Source organism: Bartonella sp. Raccoon60, assembly GCF_002022585.1.
Classification (GTDB): domain Bacteria; phylum Pseudomonadota; class Alphaproteobacteria; order Rhizobiales; family Rhizobiaceae; genus Bartonella; species Bartonella rochalimae.
Genome location: NZ_CP019786.1, coordinates 1,264,603 through 1,289,742 on the forward strand (window position 1 = coordinate 1,264,603; position 25,140 = coordinate 1,289,742).

The 25,140-nt window shown below is 40.7% G+C and carries 26 protein-coding genes, 1 tRNA gene and 1 other RNA gene; 8 read left to right on the forward strand and 20 right to left on the reverse strand.

The window, feature by feature from the left end; all coding sequences use genetic code 11:
• Positions 1-55: 55 nt before the first annotated feature.
• The 14 genes from Bra60_RS05600 to infA all read right to left on the reverse strand — a co-directional run bounded on the left by Bra60_RS05600 (position 56) and on the right by infA (position 14,285).
• Entirely contained in the window at positions 56-1,519 is a 1,464-nt protein-coding gene (locus Bra60_RS05600) for a hypothetical protein (protein ID WP_078688868.1), read from the reverse strand.
• A complete protein-coding gene (locus Bra60_RS05605; RefSeq protein WP_236823914.1) occupies positions 1,520-2,236 on the reverse strand; it encodes a phage adaptor protein in 717 nt (238 codons plus the stop codon).
• Between the two features lie 68 nt (positions 2,237-2,304).
• On the reverse strand, positions 2,305-3,435 hold the full coding sequence (locus Bra60_RS05610; RefSeq protein ID WP_035006602.1) for a N4-gp56 family major capsid protein: 1,131 nt from the start codon (positions 3,433-3,435) through the stop codon (positions 2,305-2,307).
• A 126-nt stretch (positions 3,436-3,561) separates the two neighbouring features.
• Entirely contained in the window at positions 3,562-4,431 is an 870-nt protein-coding gene (locus Bra60_RS05615; protein ID WP_078698140.1) for a hypothetical protein, read from the reverse strand.
• Positions 4,432-4,660: 229 nt separating this feature from the next.
• Positions 4,661-6,457 carry a portal protein gene (locus tag Bra60_RS05620; RefSeq protein WP_078698141.1) on the reverse strand — a complete coding sequence of 599 codons (1,797 nt, stop codon included), beginning with the start codon at positions 6,455-6,457 and terminating at the stop codon, positions 4,661-4,663.
• Complete coding sequence (locus tag Bra60_RS05625; RefSeq protein WP_078698142.1) at positions 6,457-7,785, reverse strand: PBSX family phage terminase large subunit; 1,329 nt, start codon at positions 7,783-7,785, stop codon at positions 6,457-6,459. The genes Bra60_RS05620 and Bra60_RS05625 overlap by 1 nt, the downstream gene beginning before the upstream one ends.
• A gap of 678 nt (positions 7,786-8,463) precedes the next feature.
• Positions 8,464-8,781 carry a hypothetical protein gene (locus Bra60_RS05630; RefSeq protein WP_035006598.1) on the reverse strand — a complete coding sequence of 106 codons (318 nt, stop codon included), beginning with the start codon at positions 8,779-8,781 and terminating at the stop codon, positions 8,464-8,466.
• Between the two features lie 542 nt (positions 8,782-9,323).
• Positions 9,324-11,924, reverse strand: a complete 2,601-nt coding sequence (gene clpB / locus Bra60_RS05635; RefSeq protein WP_078688872.1) for an ATP-dependent chaperone ClpB — start codon at positions 11,922-11,924, stop codon at positions 9,324-9,326.
• Positions 11,925-12,073: 149 nt separating this feature from the next.
• Positions 12,074-12,238: a hypothetical protein gene (locus tag Bra60_RS05640; RefSeq protein ID WP_153300887.1), complete on the reverse strand. Its 165-nt coding sequence runs from the start codon at positions 12,236-12,238 to the stop codon at positions 12,074-12,076.
• A 4-nt stretch (positions 12,239-12,242) separates the two neighbouring features.
• Entirely contained in the window at positions 12,243-12,413 is a 171-nt protein-coding gene (locus Bra60_RS07155; protein WP_153300888.1) for a hypothetical protein, read from the reverse strand.
• 21 nt (positions 12,414-12,434) lie between these two features.
• Positions 12,435-12,605, reverse strand: coding sequence for a hypothetical protein (locus tag Bra60_RS07160; RefSeq protein ID WP_153300888.1), 171 nt, complete (start codon positions 12,603-12,605; stop codon positions 12,435-12,437).
• A gap of 309 nt (positions 12,606-12,914) precedes the next feature.
• The gene (gene yacG / locus Bra60_RS05645; RefSeq protein ID WP_035006595.1) at positions 12,915-13,136 is read right to left on the reverse strand and encodes a DNA gyrase inhibitor YacG; all 222 of its coding nucleotides are present in this window, start codon (positions 13,134-13,136) and stop codon (positions 12,915-12,917) included.
• A gap of 73 nt (positions 13,137-13,209) precedes the next feature.
• Positions 13,210-13,860, reverse strand: a complete 651-nt coding sequence (locus tag Bra60_RS05650) for a Maf family nucleotide pyrophosphatase (protein WP_078688874.1) — start codon at positions 13,858-13,860, stop codon at positions 13,210-13,212.
• Between the two features lie 206 nt (positions 13,861-14,066).
• Positions 14,067-14,285 (reverse strand): translation initiation factor IF-1, encoded by a 219-nt coding sequence (infA, locus tag Bra60_RS05655; RefSeq protein WP_013545481.1) that lies wholly within the window; start codon positions 14,283-14,285, stop codon positions 14,067-14,069.
• Positions 14,286-14,767: 482 nt separating this feature from the next.
• Between infA and purE the strand changes: the two genes are divergently transcribed.
• From purE to Bra60_RS05690, 7 genes are all read left to right on the forward strand, one after another.
• Positions 14,768-15,277 (forward strand): 5-(carboxyamino)imidazole ribonucleotide mutase, encoded by a 510-nt coding sequence (gene purE / locus Bra60_RS05660; protein WP_078688875.1) that lies wholly within the window; start codon positions 14,768-14,770, stop codon positions 15,275-15,277.
• A 92-nt stretch (positions 15,278-15,369) separates the two neighbouring features.
• A complete protein-coding gene (locus tag Bra60_RS05665; RefSeq protein WP_078698143.1) occupies positions 15,370-16,485 on the forward strand; it encodes a 5-(carboxyamino)imidazole ribonucleotide synthase in 1,116 nt (371 codons plus the stop codon).
• A 399-nt stretch (positions 16,486-16,884) separates the two neighbouring features.
• Positions 16,885-17,010 (forward strand): type B 50S ribosomal protein L36, encoded by a 126-nt coding sequence (ykgO, locus tag Bra60_RS05670; protein ID WP_078689063.1) that lies wholly within the window; start codon positions 16,885-16,887, stop codon positions 17,008-17,010.
• The gene (locus Bra60_RS05675) at positions 17,010-17,867 is read left to right on the forward strand and encodes a tetratricopeptide repeat protein (protein ID WP_153300889.1); all 858 of its coding nucleotides are present in this window, start codon (positions 17,010-17,012) and stop codon (positions 17,865-17,867) included. The genes ykgO and Bra60_RS05675 overlap by 1 nt, the downstream gene beginning before the upstream one ends.
• 62 nt (positions 17,868-17,929) lie before the next feature.
• A non-coding RNA gene (ssrS, locus tag Bra60_RS05680) (6S RNA) lies at positions 17,930-18,090 on the forward strand.
• Between the two features lie 82 nt (positions 18,091-18,172).
• Complete coding sequence (locus tag Bra60_RS05685) at positions 18,173-18,781, forward strand: 5-formyltetrahydrofolate cyclo-ligase (RefSeq protein WP_078688877.1); 609 nt, start codon at positions 18,173-18,175, stop codon at positions 18,779-18,781.
• An 18-nt stretch (positions 18,782-18,799) separates the two neighbouring features.
• Complete coding sequence (locus Bra60_RS05690; protein WP_078689065.1) at positions 18,800-19,663, forward strand: TIGR00282 family metallophosphoesterase; 864 nt, start codon at positions 18,800-18,802, stop codon at positions 19,661-19,663.
• A gap of 612 nt (positions 19,664-20,275) precedes the next feature.
• Here Bra60_RS05690 and murA read toward each other — a convergent pair.
• Both murA and Bra60_RS07355 read right to left on the reverse strand, forming a co-directional pair.
• Positions 20,276-21,568 carry a UDP-N-acetylglucosamine 1-carboxyvinyltransferase gene (gene murA, locus Bra60_RS05695; protein ID WP_078688878.1) on the reverse strand — a complete coding sequence of 431 codons (1,293 nt, stop codon included), beginning with the start codon at positions 21,566-21,568 and terminating at the stop codon, positions 20,276-20,278.
• 171 nt (positions 21,569-21,739) lie between these two features.
• The gene (locus tag Bra60_RS07355; RefSeq protein WP_167884996.1) at positions 21,740-21,892 is read right to left on the reverse strand and encodes a hypothetical protein; all 153 of its coding nucleotides are present in this window, start codon (positions 21,890-21,892) and stop codon (positions 21,740-21,742) included.
• A 198-nt stretch (positions 21,893-22,090) separates the two neighbouring features.
• Between Bra60_RS07355 and Bra60_RS05700 the strand changes: the two genes are divergently transcribed.
• Positions 22,091-22,165 (forward strand) — tRNA-Thr (locus Bra60_RS05700).
• A 207-nt stretch (positions 22,166-22,372) separates the two neighbouring features.
• On the opposite strand, the gene Bra60_RS05705 is transcribed toward Bra60_RS05700, so the two are convergent.
• The 4 genes from Bra60_RS05705 to Bra60_RS05725 form a co-directional block, all read right to left on the reverse strand.
• Positions 22,373-22,990 carry a lambda exonuclease family protein gene (locus Bra60_RS05705; RefSeq protein WP_078673983.1) on the reverse strand — a complete coding sequence of 206 codons (618 nt, stop codon included), beginning with the start codon at positions 22,988-22,990 and terminating at the stop codon, positions 22,373-22,375.
• A gap of 490 nt (positions 22,991-23,480) precedes the next feature.
• Entirely contained in the window at positions 23,481-23,672 is a 192-nt protein-coding gene (locus tag Bra60_RS05715; RefSeq protein ID WP_078689066.1) for a hypothetical protein, read from the reverse strand.
• Between the two features lie 10 nt (positions 23,673-23,682).
• Positions 23,683-24,072: a hypothetical protein gene (locus Bra60_RS05720; protein ID WP_078688880.1), complete on the reverse strand. Its 390-nt coding sequence runs from the start codon at positions 24,070-24,072 to the stop codon at positions 23,683-23,685.
• A 304-nt stretch (positions 24,073-24,376) separates the two neighbouring features.
• Positions 24,377-24,697, reverse strand: a complete 321-nt coding sequence (locus tag Bra60_RS05725; RefSeq protein ID WP_078688881.1) for a helix-turn-helix transcriptional regulator — start codon at positions 24,695-24,697, stop codon at positions 24,377-24,379.
• Between the last annotated feature and the right edge of the window lie 443 nt (positions 24,698-25,140).

Genomic DNA, 25,140 nt, shown 5'->3' on the forward strand with positions numbered 1-25,140 from the left:
ATTCTAGTTTTGTGCCTTAGCAAACTCGACGCATGAGCCCTATTCTTTGGCATGCTTAACGCATGCCGGCAGGCCTCAACTCGACATCAAATCCAGTGACATGAGACCAATTGACTCCTTCTGGTATCCGAAGCTTAAAGCGATAAAACCGCGCCCTAGCACGAGAATGAATTTGTCCCGTATGCGTAGAAGGTTGTCTTTCTGGCAACCAAACAGTTTCTTCCTCAAAGGCTTGACGAAAGCGCATACCAACCGACAAATAAAATGTTTTACTATTCACCTGGGGCATAATATTTCTCACCCTGGTTATCATACCATTTGTCTGTCCCATTTCTTGTGAGGTTATGACACAAGCCATAGGGGATCCAGAAAATGATCCGAGTCTCCCTTCACGATCGAAAGCTCCCAGAATTGGTGTTTCATTTTGCCACACTTTACTATCGAGAGAAAAAGATAAATCATCCAGACTTTCTGAAACTCTATCAAGCCCTTCTAAGGTATATCCGGTTAGAAAAATGGGCAAAATCATTTTGATATTTACAATCGCTTTGGTCCACTTTTGCAATCCCCAATCATAGATCAGCAAGATCCGCTCTTCGATCGTTTCATCGGCATCGATAACCCAATAAACGCGGTTATACACGCCATCGATTGCAGCACTCAGAGTAGATAATTGATTTTCTGAGATTTTTGCTACCATAGTTCGATCGACTTTTTCGAATCCGATCGGAGAAATTCGCCCATCTGTAGTAATTTGATAGAATCCTCCCTCATCAGCAAAGAAAGCGAGATCTCCACGACAAACAATTGATTCAGGGTTTTTTGCACCACGTTTATCATGTATTTTCTGGAAACTGAAGATAATCTTAGATCCAGGAATAAAAGAGCCGGCATAAATTGCAGAACGCATAAAGATTAACGGATTTGTTGTTTCTGTTGCTCCTTGCACATATCCCCCATCGGGAAAATCTTGATAATCGCAGCTTTTTTTCCCTACAGTCCAGAACTCAGCATCATTCAACCCAGACCAATGAACGCGTCGTGGATGTTCGGGTAATTTCATGAGACAAACAAAATCGCCCCAAACGCGAACAATTCCTGCTTGTGGAGGATTTCCACCTAAATCTCTAAAATTTTCATCTTGATTAATATCGATAACTTGAGGCTTATCATTTGCATTAACAGCGATAACATAATCGCCAAATAACGCAAAAGACCAAGGTGCATCAACATTAGCAAAATAGGATTTATTTTTACGCGTAATATCTTTCCACTGCAAAGTTGTATTATTGAGCTGATAGATTTTTTTTTCTGTTCCAGCAATAATCGACACACCATTTTTTGTTTTGACAGCGATAGCGCCTAAAATAGTCCCCGGACAAGGCTCTGATAATGGACTAAAATTTGGCATTGGGATATAAGATCCATCTGCAGGAAGCACATTGACAAGTTCATCGGTAAAGAGACTATTGATATGAGCAACATCGGGACGATAATCCGCAAGAGGAAAAAAAGCCATTTAAAACCCCGTTGAAAGAATATGAGAGCATCCTTCGCGACGCGATGTTTCGTAACGCAAGAGTTGGAGCTGTTCTTGAAAATCGCTAAACGCGACAGCAGCACATTCAGCATCTTTGAGAATATTTTTATAGAGTTCGTACTTTGCCCGTGCTTTAATTAAATCGAAAGCATAAACAAACCAAGGGTTCTGATCTTGCAGAGCGAGACTATCAGAAAAATGCGCTGGTTTCCAGAAGAGGCGAACAGTTTCAACAGTATCAGGTGTTGGGAACAGTCCGATTTGTTGATCCAAAAAGGTGTAGAATACGGGTGTTCCTTGAACTGAATGACTTTTATATTCTTTTTGTGCTTTTTTCCCTGATTTATAAAGAAGGGGTATTCGCCTTGCTTCTTTTTTCTCAAGAACCAAAGATTCAATAACCATTTCTGTTTCAAGAAAAGCGGTATCTTCATATCCATACCATGTTTTTCCGCTTTGTGTTTTAAAGCGCATTTCCCGCATTTTATTGAAGAAAAAGGGCTCCTGTTCACACAAGCGAAGAGCAGTTACAATAGAATCTTGAATTTGAATAGAATATTCACCTGTTGTATCATCGACTTCATCCTGAATCAGCGCCACCATTTGCCCAAATGTTTTGGCATGATCGGAGATTTTTGAAACAAATGAATAAGATTGAGCAGAAGATTTTGTTAAAGAAGATCCAGGAATAGGCATGAGTGCTTCCTTTTTATTTTATTCCCTCCCAAAAGTTTAAAAATTGGCAGGGAATTTTATAATTTTTTTTAAGAAGAGAGAGCGTATGTTGAAATCACGATGGTTCCAAAATCCTGAGCTTTTTCACGCTCATTTTCCAAACTGAAGCGTGTTTTTTTCATGCCAATAATTGTTTTTGCAGCAACACCAAACTCACGTTCATAGTCAAAGAGCTCTTCCACCAATTTATAGCGTGTTGCTCCCCGATCCTTACCGAAAGCGATAACAGTACTTTGTGCCCCTAGCAAAACGGCACGACGCACATGAGGAAGCATAGGGATCGTCTTACCATCCTCAGATGCCGGTCCTACACCCTCTGTGACATGCTCTGCTTCTCGTAAGATAACTCCATTATACATACCCAGTGATCCATTATAGATGGGATTTTTCATACGGCTTCCACTGTAAATGGCCTTAGTGATATCAAGCCATTGCCCTGGCTCTGTATTGGATCGCAATTGTGTAACTTGTGTTGGATGGAGATAAAGGACATAAACATTTTCTCCATCGACACGCACAGGTCTAATTTTTGGGTTAGCAAGTTTAGCGCGTTCGACAGCTTTATCAATCAACTGAAGAGTAAAGATATCGCTTGATTTAAGATCTGCATCTTTTGTTTTTCCATTAGGGCGCAGTATCCGTTTGTCGGTTGGTTCAGTTGGTGGATTAAATCCGTAATGCACAGGTTTTACCGCCATGGTTCGTCCTTCAAAATTGATTTTATTTGCTGTAAAACCACAGACATGAAGAAAGAACATCAGACTCAAACGATCTGCATACCAATCGACAAGAGCATTTTTGGCTTCTGTCCGTAAATTATGTAAAGTTCTCTGTTGATCGATTGTGCCTTCATTTCTAACACGAACAGCATGAGAAAGTTCATTAATGACCAAGCGATCCGTCAGGAATTGTAAATCTTCTTCTTTTCCTGTAAGAAGGTCTTTTTCAGTAACCCCCTCACCGAACAATTGGACACGTAAACCAAAGCTAATAGAATCTCCATGCGCTTTATTGGTTTCATCTTTCAATTGAATAATACTATTGGAATCTCTTCCAATAAGTGGTGCAATAGAAATTGCTTTTGAGACTTCTTGATTCAGTAATTTTGACCATGTACGTACAGCCATTGGATGATTAAGTCCGATGTGAGTTGCAGCCATTTTTCCCCCTCATAATTTTTGATATAAAAAAACCGGTATTGTACCGGGCGTTTATTGTTTCCTATCCTAATGCTCAGAACAGAAAGTTATTTTTAGTGTCTTAATTTTTTAGTATTTTTCCTCTCTTTACAGCCCTCCCCCACTCATTAAATGGTTAAAAGCAGCTTTGTTTTTTGGGTTATCGATCCAAACATTAAATTCTCCTTCAGACATCTTATCGAGAAGATCCAAAGAAATTGGCCCATTGGCGCTCAAACCATTAGAAGCGACAAGGGTACGGGCAGAATTTTGCCTCTCCTGAAGAGCTTTCTCCTCCCATACACTTTCTTGTAGGCTTTTTGTTTCCTTCATTCCTTGTAAACTTTGCCCTTGATAATTTTGTAGAATTTCACCTTTATGATTTTGTGGTGTTGTATAGCCAATAGTCTGTGCGATTGTATAAATCATCTCGGCCGGATTTTTATTCTTTTCACGACAATCTTGCACAATCTTTTTCAACTCATCGCCGATCATAGCATCAATAACGTTCGGATCTGCTAGTTCAGGATAAAGAGAAGCACAAGCAGCCAATTGCTTTGCACGCATCTCATAAACAAAATCAGCAGCTTGATTAAAATCGCTATGTACTTTTTTGACAGTCTCCACAGACTGATGAAAAAAAGACTGCAACCGCTCTGCTTCTGAAGCCCCCTGCCCCTGCGAAGCAGTTTGTTGCACTTCTGATGTCTGCTGTTTATTTTGAAGCATTTGTCCAAGCCATTGCAGATAGCCCATAAAGTCTTTTTGCGGATCTGGTGGAGCTTGCATTGGCTCTTCACTCTGATCGCCTTCATTCTCCTGCTCCAGTGAGACTGTTTCATTTTCATCGTCCTCTTCTGCAAGGACATTACCTCCCTCTTCTCTCCCAGAATTTCCTTCCAAACTATCACTTGTTTCTTGCAAAGAATGCGTTTCCCATGCGTGCTGTTCTTCCAATGTTAAAGTTTCTTCATTCATTATGCTTTCCTCATTTGCCTAAAACAACAAAATGCCCCCATACCCACGCAGAGCACATATACAATAAATGCATCCCTCAAAATCCTGTAAAGCTTACGCAACACGGATACCTTCTGCTTCTTCTAGAAACAGAAGACGCATCCCTCAAAATCCTGTAGAGCTTGTGCAACACGAATACCTTCTGCTCCTTCTGGAAATAGTAAACTCATCCCACAAGGTTCTGTAGAGCTTACGCAACACGGATACCTTCTGCTCCTTCTGGGAATTGTTGGGGCCCTTGTTGCTCAGTAAGCACTTGACTGTTTTGCTGTGCTTTGAGTGTAATTTTATGGATAAGCGATGCAGGTAAAGGTGAATAGTGCAGAAAGTCGAGCATCATCTCTGGCGTTGCAAATTGTTGCATAAGCGGCAACAATTGCATAATAACGGAAAATGTCCGTTCTTTTTCATTTGTGCTTGTTGGTGCATCATCTACCACAATATCATATTCCAAACTTGTAACCATTTCCCGTGTAAGGGGCACATATTTAGCGTTATCTTCTCCAGCAATACGAATTAAACGGCCATCAGAGAGATAATTTTGGATAAGATAGAGAATTATTTTTCCCTGTCGTTGTCGATAGCGACGCAATCCATCAAAGAAAGCAGCCAAAAGATTGAGCGAAGATTGCCGGCGTTTTTCTTCGAGTATACCTGGTTGATTGACGGAGCGTGTTCCTACAAACTCGGGAGACAATCCTGTCACCTGAGAAATAGCACCCTTTGCTTCATTAAAGAGTTGAAAAAAGCCATTTGGAAACTGGGCGACAGGTTTTGGTTGGACTCTTCCAGCGGCTACAGCACCATTTTTCAGCCAAGTAATACTATCAGCTCTTGCCCAACTTTCTGTTGCTTGTCGATCATCATCGAAGGCATCCCGCTCTGCCATGATACCGCCTTTGGATTGGCTATTAAGCAAATGCATGACTTGACTAAAATATTTATTAGCCCAACGTTGAGGGTCTTTGGCTGGACGTACGATTCCATAGAATTGTCGACTTAATTTATCGAATGTCCCAGTAATACATTCCCACCCCAATTGATTAGAAGGGACCAATGGTTTATCGGGAGCCTCGAGCAATTTTTTTCCTAAGAAAGCGCGTTTGACAACTTTTTTTGTCATTTTTGTTGCGGGAAACAGAGGAAATTCTTTTTTAATCTGTTCAAAGTCCTGTTCAGAATACTCAGTAAACCGCCCAGTTTGAGGATTAAGCACCTTATAGATGACTTCACGTTCGAACCACCGGCATTCAGCCAGAGTAACCATTTTAGGGCTTTGCAGAATATTTTCACCTTCCCCGAAGCTTTCATTTTGGTAATCTCCATTCCCAACGCTATGCAAACTCATTCCCGTTTGCTGTTGCACCCAATCTGCATTGAGCTCACTCCAATGCACATTGGGGAACATTTCTTGTGCAATTTCCAGTGGTTTTTCATCGATATACCACACCCGCTGAGCATCAATAAGATTAGATTTAACGGCACTTGTATCCCACACCATTTTCATAGGATCGAGCCGTGCAATGACGGGTTTTCCTCTAGGATCTTCTTCATAATCGAGCCGAGTATCGGTCCATCCCATCCCACAAATAACCGTATCTTGAAAAGCATCGGAATCTTCATATTCACCATGCGCCTCATCACGAAACCATTCTGCTGCTCCAGTGAGGATTTGATTAGCGATAGCAGCGCCTTCTTGTCGTGGAATAAATTGAACATGGCGTTTATTATTGCGTTCGGTTCCAACGACAGCATTAATCAAGGGCGCAACACGATTGAATGTCATAACGGGTCTGTTTTGTTCCCGTAAAACAGCAAGATCTTGTTCATTCCACTGTCGCCCATTATAAAAATCGTAATCTTCTTGAGCATTTTTTCGCCATTGCTCGACATGAACAATATCCTCTTGATACCAGTTAACGAGCTTTTGAAAGAGCGCCTGATGTTCGAGGGTTTCAATTGAATTAGAAGCAGTCTGCATATTCATTAAAAAGCCATCCATGATGTTGTAGAAGAAGAGGGACGCGACCGATAAGCCTCTCGTTTTTTGTGAGCACTGGGTTGTTCATAGGCCACGCATAACAGCCCGAAGCTATCGGCACCATGGCTTGCCCAATCGTGTTCGGCTCCCAAACCGATATTACGTTGTTCATCGCGTTTTTCGTGATACCAGGCAAGGGCTTTTCGCCCAGCGGTTGTTGTCTCACGATTAAACCATATAGCGGGGAATAATCGTCTTACAGCTTCGATCCGCATTTTGACAGCACCGACACCTTGATTAGGGATAATTTGGGTACGAAAACCAGCTTGTTGGAGTGCACTTTCGAAACTGACATTATAGACACGATCTTTTGTAGCTCCATCATGAGGCAAAACCATCAGTGCTTTTTCATAGCCCTTTTGACAGACCCATCCGATATGCTCTGATAAGGGCTGTCCTTGTGCTTCATAATAATCGAGAACACGAATTTCGCGTCCGACAAATTGCGCCACCCATAGAGCGGTTGCATCGGCTTTAGCGCCGGTTCCGCCGATATCCCAAAAGATTTTGACCTGGATCAGAGGGTCACGCGGCACTGTAGTAATACGCCCTTCTTGTTCTGCTTCAAGCAGCAATTTTTGGTAATAAGCCCCTTGCATTGCCTGCAGATATTCCCCTTCCCAAATATGTTGATATTGTTCAGGCCTTTGTTCTAAATCAGCTTGTCGATCGCGATTAAGTTTCGCAGGAAATTTTGGATTGTCGCGCCAATTAATTTCAACGCCTTTGATATTAGGATCTTTGGTAAAACGGAACCGTTTTTCAACGGCAGCATTTTCTCGGCATGGGTTCCATGTCACCCATAATTCGGAATGCCACTCTTTTCCCTCTTCTCTGAGCGTTGGAATCAGGATTTGCCAAGCGGCATCGGTTACAGGCTCGGCCTCATCGACCCAACAGAGCAAAATACGCCCCATAGATTTAACGCTAGCGATATTGCGATCAAGACCAGCAAAAGCATAAACGATACAGCCGTCTTTTGATCTAATATATTTATCGCCAATTTCATAATAGTCGCTTAAAAAGGGATAGGCCTCGATAGCACGTTTAATTTCTTCGAGAGAACTTTCAGCCAATGAATTTTGGAATTGTCGCGCACAAAGGATAATGCCTCGTTCTCCGGCTTTTCCATGATGATAGCCAATCACAGCTGTCATCAAAGCAAAGGAGCGTGTTTTCCCTGATCCCCTCCCTCCCCAAGCAGCACGAACATCAGCTTTTCCAGTAAAAACAGGGATGAGCTTTGGAATCAAGGCAATCTGAACGGTTGTCATTGTGCGCTATAACCCTTGTTAACCGATAGAACTCTCTCTCATTGTGAAGCACTATATGACCCTATTCAAAGAATACACTTTTCAAAAATAGATATCTGCTCTCTGCGAGATCCTTGCCCTTAAGACTCTTGATCCAAAAATCATAAAACATCACCCATAACAAAAGTGATCCCGAAGAGTATAATTCCACTCCTCAACACAAAGAGTTAAGATCAAATAACGTCTTGACACATCGGTACTTGATTTTGGCACACCCAACCGCCACTTACAAAAATAATGATAAACGCAAGCCGAAGAACCCGACAAAAAATACGGAACGTCTAAAAATGAAAAACAAGCAGCTGATAAATAACGATTTAAAGATTACCTAAGCCATACCCTAAAATATAAATCACTCACAATTTCTTAAAAAACTCTTCGCATTTATGGGTTTTTTGTAGATATTCAAACATAAACCTGGAACATACACCACCTTCCTCAATCACTGAAAAGAAGAATTTCTATATTCCTTTAAAATCAGGGAATAGAGTATGGCTTAGGTAATCTTTAAATCGTTATTTATCAGCTGCTTGTTTTTCATTTTTAGACGTTCCGTATTTTTTGTCGGGTTCTTCGGCTTGCGTTTATCATTATTTTTGTAAGTGGCGGTTGGGTGTGCCAAAATCAAGTACCGATGTGTCAAGACGTTATTTGATCGTTTAGATCACCGATATTAGAAACCATCGGTACAATCTCAACACGCGAAATAACCTTGGTCTTTTCTTCATTTTCTCCCATCACATGCAAAGGCAAAACTTTTGCTAACAGAGAAAAGAAAGGAACAGGATTATTGATCGCATGATAACAAAGATAAGAAACCAAACCATCACGACCATACTGATTTCCCGCCTGTTCAGCTGCAGTAAGAAGTGCTTTTTTGAAAATCTTTGTTGTTTTATTCACCGTCCCTTTTGGCCGTCCTTTCCCCTTCAAAGAAAGAGAATTATCCTGTATCATCAGAGAGTTCCTTTTTCATATGCAAAACTTTAAAATTTGTCGAAAAAACGTTTTCACCAGACACGATCAATGACTCAATATCCTCAAGGACAGTGTGGGAAGCTGTGTTGCTCTGCAGAGTCTGGGCAGTAAAAAAAGTAATTAAGCAAATTTTAGCCTTTCATAAAGTTCAATGCGACAAAAGAGCCAATGAAACAGAGCTCTTTCTTTAGAGAAGTAGGTCTGTTCTATGGGAAGAAGGTTCTTCTTAAGAGAAAGAAACTTAATCTTGTGCATGAAGAGATTGTATTTTTTTCTTAAGAAATGCTTTTGAATAACGGAGATTTTCTTCCTGTGCTTTTTTAGAAAAGCTCCCCAACTACCATTTCTTAATCAGCTTCAATTGCCAAGATAAATTATAAACACAAACAAAAAACTTCTGCTGATTTCATACAACCAATGCAGAACACTTAAATAAAGACGAAATTGTGATTATGCCTTTATGATAGCTGTTTAGATTCACCTTGTCAAGTTTTATTGTATTTCTCTGTCATTTTACCCTTTCAAGCGTTTACTTTTTCGCTTTCTGTTTCAGGAGAAAAGATCAATTGCTCTCCTTCTTTTGTAATTGTCACGGTTGTATTATCATGGATTGTGCCCTTTAAAATACTTTCTGCGAGAGGGTCTTGAATTTCTCTTTGCATCATTCGCTTTAAGGGGCGCGCACCATAGAGAGGATCATAGCCTTTATGCGCGAGCAAAGTTCGTGCTTCTGGTTTGATCTGCAAGGTAATTTTGCGTTCACTGAGTAAATTTTGTAAGTGTTGGATTTGAAGATCAACGATTGCTTCGATATCTTTGCGCTGTAATCTTTGAAAGAGAATAATTTCATCGACGCGATTCAGAAATTCTGGACGGAAAGCAGCTTTTACCACTTGCATCACTTCATCTCTTGCTTGATGTGTTATTTGCCCTTCTGGCAATGCGGTCAAGATTTCGGCTCCGAGATTAGAAGTCATAATGAGGACAGTATTTCGAAAATCGACGGTTCGGCCCTGACTATCCGTCAAGCGTCCTTCATCAAGCACTTGAAGAAGCAAATTAAAAATATCGGGATGGGCTTTTTCAATTTCGTCAAAGAGAATAACCTGATAAGGTCTCCGTCTGACAGCTTCGGTGAGGATGCCTCCTTCTTCATATCCGATATATCCTGGAGGGGCACCGATCAGGCGTGCTCCGGCGTGTTTTTCCATATATTCGGACATATCAATCCGCAACATAGCCTGAGCATCTTGAAAAAGAAAAGCAGCGAGTGCTTTTGTGAGTTCGGTTTTTCCAACACCTGTTGGCCCTAGGAACATAAAGGACCCGATAGGACGATTAGGATCTTGCAATCCAGCGCGCGCGCGTCGTACAGCGCGTGCGATAGCATGTACAGCTTCAGCTTGTCCGACTACTCGTTTACCGATTTCGTCTTCCATGCGCAATAATCTTTCTCGTTCCCCTTCGAGCATTCGATCGACGGGAATTCCTGTCCACCGTGAAACGATTTGCGCAATATGTTCAGCTGTAACGATTTCTTCGACGAGATTATTTTGTTGATCATCATTTTCGGCAACATTGAGTTGTTTTTCGAGTTCAGGAATGACACTATAGGCCAATTCACCAGCGCGTTGGAACTGTCCATTTCGTTGTGCAATAGCCAAAGCATTTCGTGCTTCTTCGAGTTGTTTTTTCAGATCAGCAGCATACCCTAATTTTTGTTTTTCGGCCTGCCAAGCTTGTGTCATTTCTGCTGAATTTTTTTCCAGTGTTTCGAGTTCAGTCTGCACGATTTTCAAGCGTTCTTTTGCTGCGGGATCGACTTCTGTTTTTAAAGCTTCCTGTTCGATTTTCAACTGCATGATGCGCCGATCGATTGCATCGAGTTCTTCTGGTTTTGAATCGACCTGCATTCTCAAACGTGCGGCGGCTTCATCGATCAAATCGATTGCTTTATCGGGCAAGAAACGATCTGCAATATAGCGATGGGACAATCGTGCAGCGGCAATTAAAGCACTATCGGCCAAGCGTACTTTGTGGTGTTGTTCGTATTTTTCTTTGATTCCACGCAAGATAGAGATACTATCTTCCACGGTTGGCTCAGGAACAAAGACAGGTTGAAAACGTCGTGCTAGAGCAGCATCTTTTTCGACATATTTTCGATACTCATCGAGCGTTGTTGCGCCTACACAATGGAGCTCACCGCGAGCAAGAGCAGGTTTAAGCAAATTGGAAGCATCCATAGGCCCATCGGATTTTCCGGCTCCTACGAGATTATGCAATTCATCGATGAAGAGAATAATTTGTCCATTTTCGGCTTGAACATCTGAGAGCACAGCCTTTAAACGTTCTTCAAACTCGCCTCGATATTTTGCCCCAGCGATCAGGGCTCCCATATCGAGAGCATAGAGTTGTTTATCCCGCAATGTTTCGGGGACATCACCATTGACAATACGGAGAGCTAGTCCTTCAACAATAGCGGTTTTTCCGACTCCTGGTTCTCCTATCAACACGGGATTATTTTTGGTCCGTCTCGATAAGACTTGAACAGTTCTTCTGATTTCTTCTTCTCGTCCAATTACGGGATCGAGTTTTCCCTCTCGTGCTTCTTTTGTCAAATCACGTGCATATTTTTCCAACGCTTCATATTGGCTTTCAGCATGACGACTTGTTGCTGTTTTTCCTTTTCGCATTGTCTTGATGGCTTCATCAAGAGCCTGCGCTGTGACTCCTCCTGTTGTCAAAATATCGGCTGTTTTTGCATTTTTTTCGAGAAGCAAAGCTTGTAGAGCACGTTCTACTGTTACAAATTGATCCCCTTCTTTTTGAGCAATTTCTTCTGCTTTTGCGAAAACTTTTGCCATAGGCTGAGACATATAGAGCTGCCCATTTCCGCCTTGTACTTTTGGCATAGCATCGAGCGCTTCTTTGAGCTCTTTTTGAATAGCTGGCAAATTGCCTCCTGCCTTCTGGATCAAAGAAACGGCCAACCCTTGGCTATCTTCTAAAAGCGCTTTCAAGAAATGTTCAGGCATAAACTGTTGATGATCAGAAGAAAGAGCACTGCTTTGCGCTGCTTGTAAAAAACCTTGAAGCCGTTCGCTATATTTTTCCAAATTCATTTTTTCTTTCTCTCTGCCTTCACAGGCTCTTTGTTTTCACGAGCTTGTACTTTACCGCTAAGCACTTTTTCAAGCGTCTTCACGATCTTCCACACACCCATAAACAATAATTTACTTTAACAATAAAGAAATATGGGAACATCCTCTTCCTATAGCAAGAGGGAAATAAAACCTCTTTTGAAAAAGAAAACCTTTTTCCTCCACAGCCCTTCTCCTACAACCTCTCTCAACATTCCCTGATATTCCTGCCCCATAGCCTCCCCCATAGCGCCTTCCCATACAGTAAGATTTGTCCATTCCTCCCCATCAGGCACGCTCTTACAGCCCTTTTTCAAAAGCATCATAAGGCTCAATTAAAGAGAAGAATGATACTGTAACATCTGCTTTGCCTTTCCACAGCCCTTCTCTTAAAACTTCTCTCAACATTCCCTGATATTCTGCTCCATAACCTCCCCCATGGCGCCTTCCCATACAGTAAGATTTGTCCATTCCTCCCCATCAGGCACGCTCTTACAGCCCTTTTTCAAAAGCATCATAAGGCTCAATTAAAGAGAAGAATGATACTGTAACATCTGCTTTGCCTTTCCACAGCCCTTCTCTTAAAACTTCTCTCAACATTCCCTGATATTCTGCTCCATAACCTCCCCCATGGCGCCTTCCCATACAGTAAGATTTGTCCATTCTTCCCCATCAGGCACGCTCTTACAACTCTTTTTCAAGAGTATCATTATGTCATGCTCTAAACATTTTACCAGAACCTCTTAAACCTGATATCAAGCGAGTTTGTGCTCTTTTTGTTTTGGTACAGATAAAGGAAGAAGATAAAAGAACAAACACCGACATATATTTTGAAAAAACCAACGCAAATAGCACGGATAAAAGCATTCACGTTAAACATAAATCATATGTTAAAAAAATTCTAACAGCATTTCATTTTAACCACAAAGACAAAGATGGCACTTTTTCCTTTTGAAGCATTTTATTTTTCGTTCACTCTTCCTCATCGGTTTTTTGAGGAGGTGGAGGCAAAACATATGCCCCAGACAGCCAACGGTTCAGATCGATTGCACGACACCGTGATGAACAAAAAGGGTAAGAATCCTGCTGAGACATTTTTCCACATTCTGGACAGGGGCGCGATGGACGCAAATTATTTTGTAAGGGCGGCTGATATATTTCTGCTTTTTTTCCGTCTTTTTTGCGCTGTTTCATTGTTTTTCAAGGTACCTTTTTCTATAAAGTCTTGTTTTTTTCCTTTACCCATTAAATTTTCGCCCACTTTGTCTTATTCACCTTCACTGAAATTTTCGCACCAATGATTAAGCAATGGATACTGATAAGTCATTAAGAGATCCATTGTTTCAGCCAAAGGGAGTCCTACAACATTGGAATAAGACCCTATTATATTTGTCACGAAAGCCCCGGCTTTTCCTTGAATTGCGTACCCTCCGGCTTTTCCTTGCCATTCTCCAGAAGCCACATAAGCCTCTATCATTGTTTTGGTTAACCGTTTAAACCGCACAGAACTTTCAACTAACTTGATCTTTTTTTTTCCACACTCATTCAAGAGACAGATAGCACTATATACCTTATGGGCTCTCCCTGAAAGAAAACGCAAACATTCGTATGCCTCATCTTCTCCCTCTGCTTTAGGGAAAATGACACGCCCCACTGCCACTACTGTATCTGCAGCTAAAATTAAATATTTTTTTGATGACGGTTCTTTTGCATTATTTTTCTGATCTCTTAACCAATTTTCCTGTGCTGCGAGGGCTTTTGTTTTTGCGAGACGCTTTGCTAAATTTGCTGGATGCTCTCTTGATTTTGGTGTTTCATCAACATTGGTTGCATAAACAAATTCTGGTTCAACACCTATTTGTGCGAGAAGCATTAAACGCCGCGGAGAAGCAGAAGCAAGAACCAAATTGATATCCATAATAGAACCCCTTTCGCCAATTTTGAGTGCATGCACTTTTGTCCCAACGTCCCCGTTTTATTTAAATTATTTTTTTCACACCTCTATATTTTGTAGTGCACTTGAAGCGTTTTTTCTTTGACCTTATTTTTCACAAGCATTCACTTCTGCAATAACGCTTCCCAATTTTGGGTTAATTTTTGATACAGAATTTTTCCTTTTGATGGTTATTTATAGCGATATGTAATTCGTCCTTTTGATAAATCATAAGGGGTCATTTCCACCATAATTTTATCGCCGACTAAGACACGAATACGATTTTTTCGCATTCTTCCAGCGGTATGGGCAATAATTTCATGATCATTTTCTAATTTCACCCGAAACATTGCATTTGGTAAAAGTTCTGTAACAATTCCAGAAAATTCCAGTACTTCTTCTTTAGACATAAAGAGCGATTTCCTTTTATAGTATATGTCGTTGATTTTATATGATAAGTTAACGTTCTTTTTCCATATCTTATTTTTTTGATTTTGTGAACAAGGATTTAAGAGAGAAAGAGAGATTTTCTTTATATACTGTTTGTGAGCGTATTTTCACTCTTTATTTTTTCTTCTCTTGATTTTTCCTTCATTTCATATGATCACCCGTTCATAAAAAACAAAAACCGGTTCTGAGATAATCACTGTACTTTTTTGTGATTTTTCTTCTCAACGAAGCCAGTATTTTATGCTTTATTTTATGTTTTTTTCTTTAAAGATTGAACTTAAAAATTTATTTTCTCATCTTAAGGAGAGTAAAATTGACTCATTAACTTTGCAAAAAAGCAACAAAACTTTTAAAAGCAATTGAATCGCCCTTTGATAATATCAAAAGACAAAGCGCCCAGTGAGAGAGAATGAAGCCTCTTGCAGAATGAAAAGGATATTAAATGGCTGAAAAATTGTATGACGTAGCACTTTTAATGGGCAGCCAATCAGATTGGCATACCATGCGCCATAGCTCAGATATTTTAACTCACCTTGGCATTTCTCATCTGACGCAGATTATTTCGGCGCATCGCACTCCTGAGCGACTTTATCAATTTGCGAGAGGAGCAAAAGTTTCTGGCTTTAAAGTTCTAATTGCTGGCGCTGGGGGAGCAGCGCATCTTCCTGGTATGTTAGCGTCTCTTACTCCTTTACCTGTTTTTGGTGTTCCGATTCACTCTCAAGCTTTATCGGGTCAAGATTCTTTGCTTTCGATTGTACAAATGCCAGCGGGTGTACCGGTTGGTACTTTAGCAATTGGCAAAGCAGGAGCGATTAATGCCGCTCTTTTATCCGCAGCAGTCCTTGCGGTTCATGATGATGCTTTATCCGAACGTTTACAGCACTGGCGCAAAGAACAAACAACCAGCGTAGCAATAACGCCAGCGATGGAAAGTGAGGATATCTCATGATAATACTCTTTTATCCGAACATTTACAGCAACAACACTGACGCAAAGAACAAACAGCCAGCGAAGCAATAACTTTAACGATGGAAAGTAAAGATGTCTCATCATTCTGAAGACTTATGTTCTGACAAAACTATTGGCCTTCTTGGAGGCGGCCAATTAGCACGAATGTTAGCAATTGCAGCAGCAGAATTTGGCTTTAAAACACTTGTTCTGAGTCCTGAGATTGATTGTCCAGCATCTCATATTAGCACAGAGCATATTCTTGCTTCGTATGACGATCAAACGGCATTAACGCATCTTCTCTCTGTTTGCAATGTGATAACCTATGAGTTTGAAAATCTTCCTTTGCAAACAGCACAATATATTGAACAAAAAAGTTATCTTTATCCCTCTTCTCAAATTTTGGCGATTTCGCAAGATCGCGTTCTTGAGAAACAATTTCTGAACACCCATGGAATTCAAACGGCTAAATGGTATGCGGTTCATGACCGAAATTCTCTTATTGAGGGTTTATCAACCTTGGGAGGAAGTGGTCTTTTGAAGACACGCTGTTTTGGTTATGATGGCAAGCATCAAATTGGTCTTCATCATCCGAGTGAAGAAATCATCGATAAGGCGTTAATTGCACTTAATCATCAACCTCTCATTTTAGAAGAGATTGTCCCCTTTTTATTTGAAATATCTGTTGTATCAGCATCAAATCCTCAAAAAGAATATGCTTTTTATGATTGCTGTGAAAATCAGCATAAGAGTGGCATTCTTTATAAAACCTTAGTACCTTCACAAGCTTCACCACTGCTTCAAAAAACAGCACAAGAGATTAACTCTAAGATTATGGACATTCTTGATTATGTTGGTGTTCTTTGTGTTGAATTTTTTGTTTTAGCCGATGGAAGTCTTTTGGTTAACGAATTAGCGCCTCGTGTACATAATTCGGGTCACTGGACACAAAAAGCATGCATCACTTCACAATTTGAACAGCATATCCGTGCTATTTGTTCTCTTCCTTTGGGGGATACCTCACGCCATAGCAATTGTGAAATGACAAATCTTCTTGGTACGAATTTGAAAGATTATCAAAATTTTTTACAGCAAAAATCAACGTCAGTCCATTTATATGGCAAAACTCTTGTCAAACCAGAACGCAAAATGGGCCATGTCATTCAATTAACGGGACCAGCAACAAAAACTTCCCACGCAAAAGAATAAAGAACTCAACAGGTTCCCTTCAGAAAAGAAAGAGTGTACTTTTAAAACCTCTCTCTTCCCCTACCACAACACTCTCCTGCTCCTAAGAACTCTCCGCACGCAACACCTCACTTTCCCGCTTTCTCCATTTTAGGCCCTTCTTCCTTTATCAAAGGGCATCAATCCTGAAGAAGCATTCCCTCCCCCTATCAAACATATCGCTAAAGGAAAGTGTACTTGACAAAAAGAGGACTTCCTGCTATGAATCCACCGTTTTCATTTACCCATTATGGTGGAAAATTTCAGTATTTTTCACGATAGAAGTGGGAATGTTTTTATAATATCTTATGTCTCGAGAGCAGAGTTTTCTTATCTTAAGAAAGCGGTTTTTACTTGAATTATATATAAACGGTGATGATGATGAAGATTAAAAATTCGCTCAAAGCACTCAAAGAACGTCACCGTAGCAATCGGTTGGTTCGCCGTAAAGGTCGTGTTTATATTTTGAATAAAACAAATCCGCGTTTTAGAGCTCGTCAGGGGTAATGGATTTAAAAGACAGGTTTCTGATTTCTGCTGTTTTTGTGTGGGCATTTATTTGTTATGTTCATTTAAGGTCTTTTGTTTTTTTAAAAGGTTTTGTTTTTTTCTGTTCAAATTTTTTAAGACAGCAGAGTATATTCCTTTTATTTTTCAGCGTTTTTTTTTCTCTCTCTCCCAGTTATGGACAAAACCCTCCTTCTTCCCCGTTTGAAGAAGCACCTTCTCCACAATCTCTTTTGCCTTTAGAGGATATAATTCCTGATTTTCCTTCGGAACGGTCTGACAGTTCTCCCTTGTCAAATCCTCACTCGGGGACAATTCTTCTTGAAGATTATGCATTGCCGCCTCATGCACATCAATCTCTTGCGAGTGATCGTAAAGAACAAGAGATTGTACGCCTTCTCAAAGAATTGAAATATTGTTCTAATGTTAAGGAAGCGAAGAATCTTAGTCGTCAACTTCAGCGTTTATGGTCACGCTCGGGCAGTGAAACTATTGACCTTTTAATGATCTGGGCCGAACAAAGCATTGTAGCATCAGATTATAACGCTGCTCTTGATAGGATTGATTCTGTGATTGCTCTTGCTCCGACCTATGCTGAACCTTGGGTAAAACGTGCTTGGCTTCATATTCAATTGAGTGATTTTAAGCTTGCGATGTTTGATTTATTCCAGGCTCTCACGCTTGAACCTCGGCATTACATAGCCTTTATTGAGCTTGGCATCATTATGGAAGAGACGGATCGTCCTCATCTTGCGATCAAGGCTTATGAAACAGCTCTTTCTTTTTATCCACAAATGGAGTTTCTTCATCAGCGCCTTGATTTTCTTGTATCCCAACACGCAGATCAAGAAGTTTAGAGATTTATGAGAAATCATTTTTTCTCTAGCCGAAAAGCTAAAACTCTTTTATAATGGTTGAAGGTGTTCTGCACTTCGCGACAGGAAATAACATATTCCTGAGGCCTTATTGATTTCCAAGGGAGCTGTCCCTGAAAGAGCTCGTGGGCTTTTTCACACGGTGCCCACCTAGTATACTAGGCACTCGGAATCAACTTTTTCCATCGGTTGTTGCGGTTCACCTTTTTGTATTTGTTTGCGCTTCGGCTATTGTTTAACTTGATTGACACAATTCTCTAACCCCTCTCTAACCCCATTGATGAGCAATGCCCTATTTTCCTGAAAGCACCTCTTCTTCTTTATCGGTTCGCAATTCTTTGCGCCACTGGGGTTTATCACAACGGGAGCATTTATCCTTACAGGACCGTTCTATTTTTTCGCATCGCGCCTGTTCTCATGCAGCAGAGTATCTTGACAAAAAAGTGAATAATCTTTCAGGGATTATTTTTGCTGGTTATTGGCCTATTCGTTCGGAGATTGATCCTCGTCCCTTGTTTGATTTTATCACATCACGAGGGGGTCATTTGGCTTTACCGTCAATTATTGATCATACGACGATGGTTTTTCGCCGTTTTTCGCATGAAAGTGAATTAGAGCGGATGCATTTTGGCATTCTTTGCCCGAGTTCTAAACAGGCTGTTGTTTTGCCACATTTTATTTTTGTTCCTCTTTCTGCTTTTGACCATCAAGGTCATCGACTTGGGTATGGAGCAGGCTACTATGACCGGATTGTTGAAAATTTCTGCACCCAAGATCACCCTGTCCATTTATTTGGTTTTGGTTTTTCGTGCCAAGAAGCTGCTTTTATTCCTCCGAGAACAGAGGATCTTCTTTTGCAGGGTATTTTTACAGAAAAGGGTTTTCTTGCATTTTAAAGTGTGATTAAAACGCGTATGCGTTTTTTATTTTTAGGTGATATTGTTGGAGAAACGGGATGCAGAGTTGTTTCCCAGATTCTTCCTTGTTTGATTGAACACTGGCACCTTGATTTTGTTGTTGTTAATGGTGAAAATGCCTCCAATGGTTTTGGCATTACCGAGGCAATTTACCAAGATTTTTTAGCTTTGAACGTTGATGTTGTCACAACGGGCAATCATGCATTTAGATGTAAAGAGACTTTGAGCTATGCCTCTTATAGCGATCGTTTTTTACGTCCAGCGAATTTTGTTGAAGGCACTCCTGGAAAAGGTTCTGGTTTATGGACAGCGAAGAATGGTGCTCGTGTTCTTGTTGCGAATGTGATGGGCACTGTTTTTATGCCCTGCACAGTAGATGACCCTTTTCACACTGCAGATAAGATTCTCGCAGCCTGTCCTCTGCGTGAACAAGCGGACGCGATTATTTTTGACTTTCATGCGGAAGCAACGAGTGAGAAACAGTGTTTTGGTCACTTTCTTGATGGACGTGTCAGTGTTATTGTCGGCACGCATACACATATTCCGACGGCTGATGCACAAATTTTAGAGGGCGGAAGCGCTTACTTATCGGATGCAGGCATGTGCGGTGATTATAATTCCTCTTTAGGAATGGATAAAGAAGAACCTCTTTACCGTTTTCTTTATAAAAAGAAGTTTAAATTTTATGAGCCTGCGAAAGGACCAGCAACGCTTTGTGGTTTAGCGGTTGAGCTTTCTGACCGTACTGGCCTTGCTGAAAAAGTTTCCGCTGTCCGCATTGGGCCCCATTTAAAGCCTGAAATTCCAGATTTTTGGGGTTCCTTCTCCCTTTCAGAGCTCACGACTTCAGCCTCCTCTTAAGGAAACACGCACCCACACACGCCATCGTTCTTTGCGCACACAGCAACGCCTGTGAACCTGATGATCCTTTGCAGAGCATATAGGCTCTTACCCTTTTACAGTCCTCTCTCTGTCCTGTCCATGCGCTGTTTGCTGAAAAGGTGAAAAAATCTTAAGTCCAGAAAGAAGACACTACTCTCTTTCTCTACAGCTTGTCCTCAGCTTTTCCAGAGCTTTGTCCACACAAAATTCTCCCTGAGGACCCCACTCACCCACACACGCCATCGTTCTTTGCGCATACAGCAATGCCTGTGAACCTGATGATCCTTTGCAAAGCATATAGGCTCTTACCCTTTTACAGTCCTCTCTCTGTCCTGTCCATGCACTGCTTGCTGAAAAAGTGAAAAAATCTTAAGTCCAGAAAGAAGACACTACTCTCTTTCTCTACAGCTTGTCCTCAGCTTTTCCAGAGATTTGTCTACAAAAGATTCCTCTTAAGGAAACACGCACCCACACATGCCATCGTTCTTTGCGCATAAGCTATCATTGTTTCCGTCTCTGGAGCTTTTTCTTAAGGAGACCTCAGACTTCCTCTCTTCAGGAACGACTTTCCACAAACATAGATATATTTTCTCAACCTGTGACGCGTTGAATATTTGCACCACATTGCGCCAACTTTTCCTCCAGCCGTTCAAAGCCTCGATCAAGGTGATAAACGCGACTAACGATTGTCTTTCCCTGTGCAGCAAGTGCGGCAATAACAAGAGAGACGGAAGCGCGTAAATCTGTTGCCATCACTTGTGCACCTTGCAGATTCTCTGTTCCACAGACAAGAGCTGTCTGTCCATTGAGTGTAATTTGTGCTCCCAAACGTATTAATTCCTGTACATGCATAAAACGATTTTCGAAGACTGTTTCGGTGATATGAGCATTTCCCTGCGCCCGTGTCATAAGAGCCATGAACTGTGCTTGTAGATCTGTCGGAAAAGCTGGAAAAGGACCTGTTTTGATATCCACTGGCATAATTTTCTGCTCTGGATTTCGTCTTACATTGATCCCTTCTGGTTTTATTTCGATTTCGAGGCCTGTTTTTTTGAGGCATTCGAGAACTTCGGTGAGATGATGAGGGTTTGCATTTTTCAGAAAGACGTCTCCACCGATCATTGCCACGGCCATAGCATAAGTTCCTGCTTCGATTCGATCCGGAATCACTTGGACTTTGGCACTATGCAGTTTTTCCACTCCATGAATGGTCAGGGTTTGTGTTCCTTCTCCAGAGATGCGCGCGCCCATAGCTTTTAGGGTTTGAATAAGATTTGTCACTTCTGGTTCACAAGCAGCATTATCAAGAACCGTTGTTCCTTTTGCCATGACGGCTGCCATCAAGAGCACATGTGTTCCCCCAACGGTTACTTTAGGGAATCGATACCGCCCTCCTTGAAGACCTTCTGGTGCTTTTGCATGAACATAGCCCTGTTCGATAACGATGTGTGCGCCTAGACTTTTGAGACCTTCCAGAATAAAATCAACGGGTCTTGTTCCGATAGCACACCCTCCAGGTAAGGAAACGTAAGCTTCTCTACATCGTGCGAGAAGCGGACCGATCACCCAAAAGCTTGCACGCATTTTTGTGACCAATTCGTAAGGAGCATGTACTGTTGTTATTTTTTTTGCTGTAAAGTGAATTGTCCTTGAATACCCGCTTTCCTGATGTGCTGTTCGCCCCTCTACAGCATAACCGATCCCATGGTGATTGAGAATTCTCAATAAGAGTTCGACATCAACGAGATGCGGAATATACTTCAAAGTAAGTGTCTCCTCAGTGAGCAAGGCAGCAACCATAAGAGGAAGTGCAGCATTTTTAGCTCCTGAAATAGGAATAACACCATTAAGAGGATTTCCACCAATAATGTGAATAGAATCCATAATGTTTGACCCTTTTTACCCACGCCAAAGTGCCCCTTAGAAAGGATCCTTTGAAGAGTTTCCTTTCAAACAAGTGAATACCTTGAAGCGTCTTTTTTCTGACTTTGAAACGAATCATTAAGAGGTTTGGTTGCAAAAATGCCGTAAAAATACCTTAATCGGAAGTCTTTTTTAGGAATTATCCTGAAATCGTTTTCGATTTTGCTCTTTTCGACGTCTTAAATTAGCGCGCAATTGCTGGGCTAGCCTTTCTTGGCGTTGCTTTTTTTTCTCATCTTTGTATTTTTTATTATCGTCTTGTTTTTGTTGATCCATTTGTGTCATGATACATTTTTTTGAACAATTTCACTTTTTTGATAACCGAGAGCCCATTCAATACACACTCTATCTCCCCTTTATCTTTTTGCTTCTTATATCACCTTTTTTGTCATGACATAAGATAGACTGACTTGCAAGAATGGATCAATGTTCTCTTGCCTATTTTGTAACAATATGGCACAAGGCGGCACGAAGATTCAAAGTGCTGCGGTAGCTCAGTGGCAGAGCACTCCCTTGGTAAGGGAGAGGTCGAGAGTTCAATCCTCTCTCGCAGCACCATATGTGTAGAACCCCCTTTTTTGACGATGCTTTCTTGATTCACGCAGAAACCTCTCTTTTTATTTTCTGCATGTGGACTCGTTTTTTTATTTTTTCTGCCTTTTCTCCTCAAATTTGCACTCTCTATCTCCCTAAAATTTTTCGTAGAATTCATGGCTTTTTCTTTCCTAACTGCTGTAATTTTACAACATCCTTTTCCACCATTGTTTATAAAGAAATCGTTTGCAGACGATGGACCATCACTGCCAAAGCCTCATTAAATCGGTTAATTTCTATTTCAAGCCTTCGAATATAAGCCTCATCGCGATAAGCACGTTTAATCAAAGGCGGCATATCCGGCCAATAGATCATTAAATCAATCCATTCACGTTGTGCAATCCATAACCCTCCTTGACATTGCGCTTTATGTTCAAGAGGAAAATTCCTTTGCGTATAATAAGGGATTAAAATTTCAGGTTTTTTTGTTTTGATTTCCAACATCCCATTTGTCCCGATCAAAGCATCTGGAGAAGCTCCTTTCAAACGATCATCGGCCAAAATAAAACCAACGCATTCAGGTTCTGTCTGTGTAAGAGTTCCATAAAGCTGACGTGCCTGTGGTTCTAATTCTATGCCGCGCCGCATAGGCAACGTTGTTCCCTCTTCGATAGGCTTTCCTGTTATTCTTTCTCCAGCAAGCCTCATCATTAAAGAAGTATATTTTTGCGTTTTTTTTCCATCTTGTTTTTGTGCAAGGACCATCTCGAACAAAGAAGCAGTAATTAAACCATTCCGTGCTTGGCGCCATTCGTCTGTTCCTTGAACACAATCAATAATCGTTGGCATTTTCAATATTCTCCCTTTTTCCCGCTCTTGTCTCTCTTTGAAAACCTTTCAAATCCAGCATTGCACAACACATAGCTCCAACAAAACAACACAACAGAACTGCACACACCCAGCATTGCGCAACACACAGTTCCAACAAAACAACACCGCAGAACTGTACACACCCAGCATTGCGCAACACACAGCTCCAACAAAACAACACCGCAGAACTGTACACACCCAGCATCGCGCAACACACAGCTCCAACAAAACAACACCGCAGAACTGTATACACCCAGCATTGCGCAACACACAGCTCCAACAAAACAACACCGCAGAACTGTACACACCCAGCATCGCGCAACACACAGCTCCAACAAAACAACACCACAGAACTGCACACACCCAGCATCGTGCAACTGGACTCACTTTTTCTTGTTGCTTACGGTTCTTTATTTTCTGGAATTAATTTTGTACGATCATGAGCATAAAGAAATGAGGAAATGCATTCCTATTTTTGCACTATATAAAAATCATCACGCTGATACTGAAGCGCTAATTTCCGTGCTACTGCCTCTGCTTCATAGTGTGAAATAAAAGAACAAGCATTTTTTTGTTGTGGTTCCAATTTGATGATATTGTGTGCATATCCGGCATAATAGAGTGGTAATCCATAAGAGAATGTTTTGAGGTAAGTTTTCATTATTTTCCCCTCAATATTCATTCAACACATCAGACCAACGCAAACGATGCTGTTTTTCATAAGATCCATAGAGATTGTCTTCATATTCTTGGGCAATTTTTTGATCTAAATAAACATGATAAGCATCACTATTAAAAATGAAAGGAGCTACTTGTTCATCTTGGTCATAGCCATCACGAATTTTCATATTCATATATAATTCGGCGATTTGTTCGCTTACATCATCGGCATGTAATGACCTTAAATCAAGCCGTAAAAGTCGAACCACATCATCATATTTATTCTCGACCAGTTCGATCACTTCTTCTCGTTCAAGAGGACCATCATACGTATCGTTGATTTCATCTTCACAGAGAATGATAAGAATTTCATCCTCTTTAACGAATGGAATATTTTTCATGAATATTTCTCCCTTAGACAGTTGATAAAGCTAAGCTCTGTCTTGACATGATCAAATATAGCGTTAGTCTTATATCCTCTATGGAAGATATGTCAATTATTTTATCCTTAATAAAAGATATATTATGACTTTTAACAATGCTCAAATGAAAACAAGAACGAAAATGACTGCTCTCTTGTTCCCATCTTGCTCTGCATTGTTTCCGATTATTCTAAATCTATATATTTTCAACAGACGGGGGCTGAAATGCGTGATTTCGAACTATTGCAATCTTGGACAAAACTTGACCGAAAAACACAACAGATTATTTTGTTTCGTCTCCGTCAAGCGATCGACGCAAAAGAGTTAAAATGGCCTTCCGCTCCTCAGGAGAAACCTGCAAAACGAGATCAATAAACTCTTGATCTTCAGGCATTGTCTCTTGTCCGTAGAGAATATAACTCATACTCACATTAATTGCGTGACAGACACGATAGAGGGATTCAATCGTCGGCTCTTTTCCTTCAGAGAGAATGGAGTGCAAATATCCAGCTCCTTTCCCTGCAGAGAGTGAGATAGACCTTTTTGACCGTCCACTTTTTTGAAGTGCTTCCTGCAATCTTTGACGCCAACCATCAATACTCATAGTCTCACCCTATAGCCTATCTTAAAAAAAATCTGTTTGTAATAAAATTGACTTGCTTTATCTTCTAAAGAGGATAAAATTAACGGAAATTTTCACTTATTGGAGGATTCATCATTTTTTATTAAAAAACAACACCCCAAGTCAAAGTTTAAGAATTAGACAGTCATTTTTCAAAAACCCGTATATTGTTATTTTGCCCTCTTCAATTTCCATCTTTTATACAACCTCAAATTGTAAAATTGCAACTCTCTAAATTCTGCATAATTGATGAGTCAATTTTAAGGAAATACACAAAAAAATGATCGTCTACCAGAACAAAGCGAAACAACACAAAAATGAAACAGCAATATTTTTCAAAATAATAAATGTAACCAATATAGTTTTTGGGAGACATAAAAATATATTTTTTGCTTTTTACCCCTTCATATCAGACGAAAAAGAAG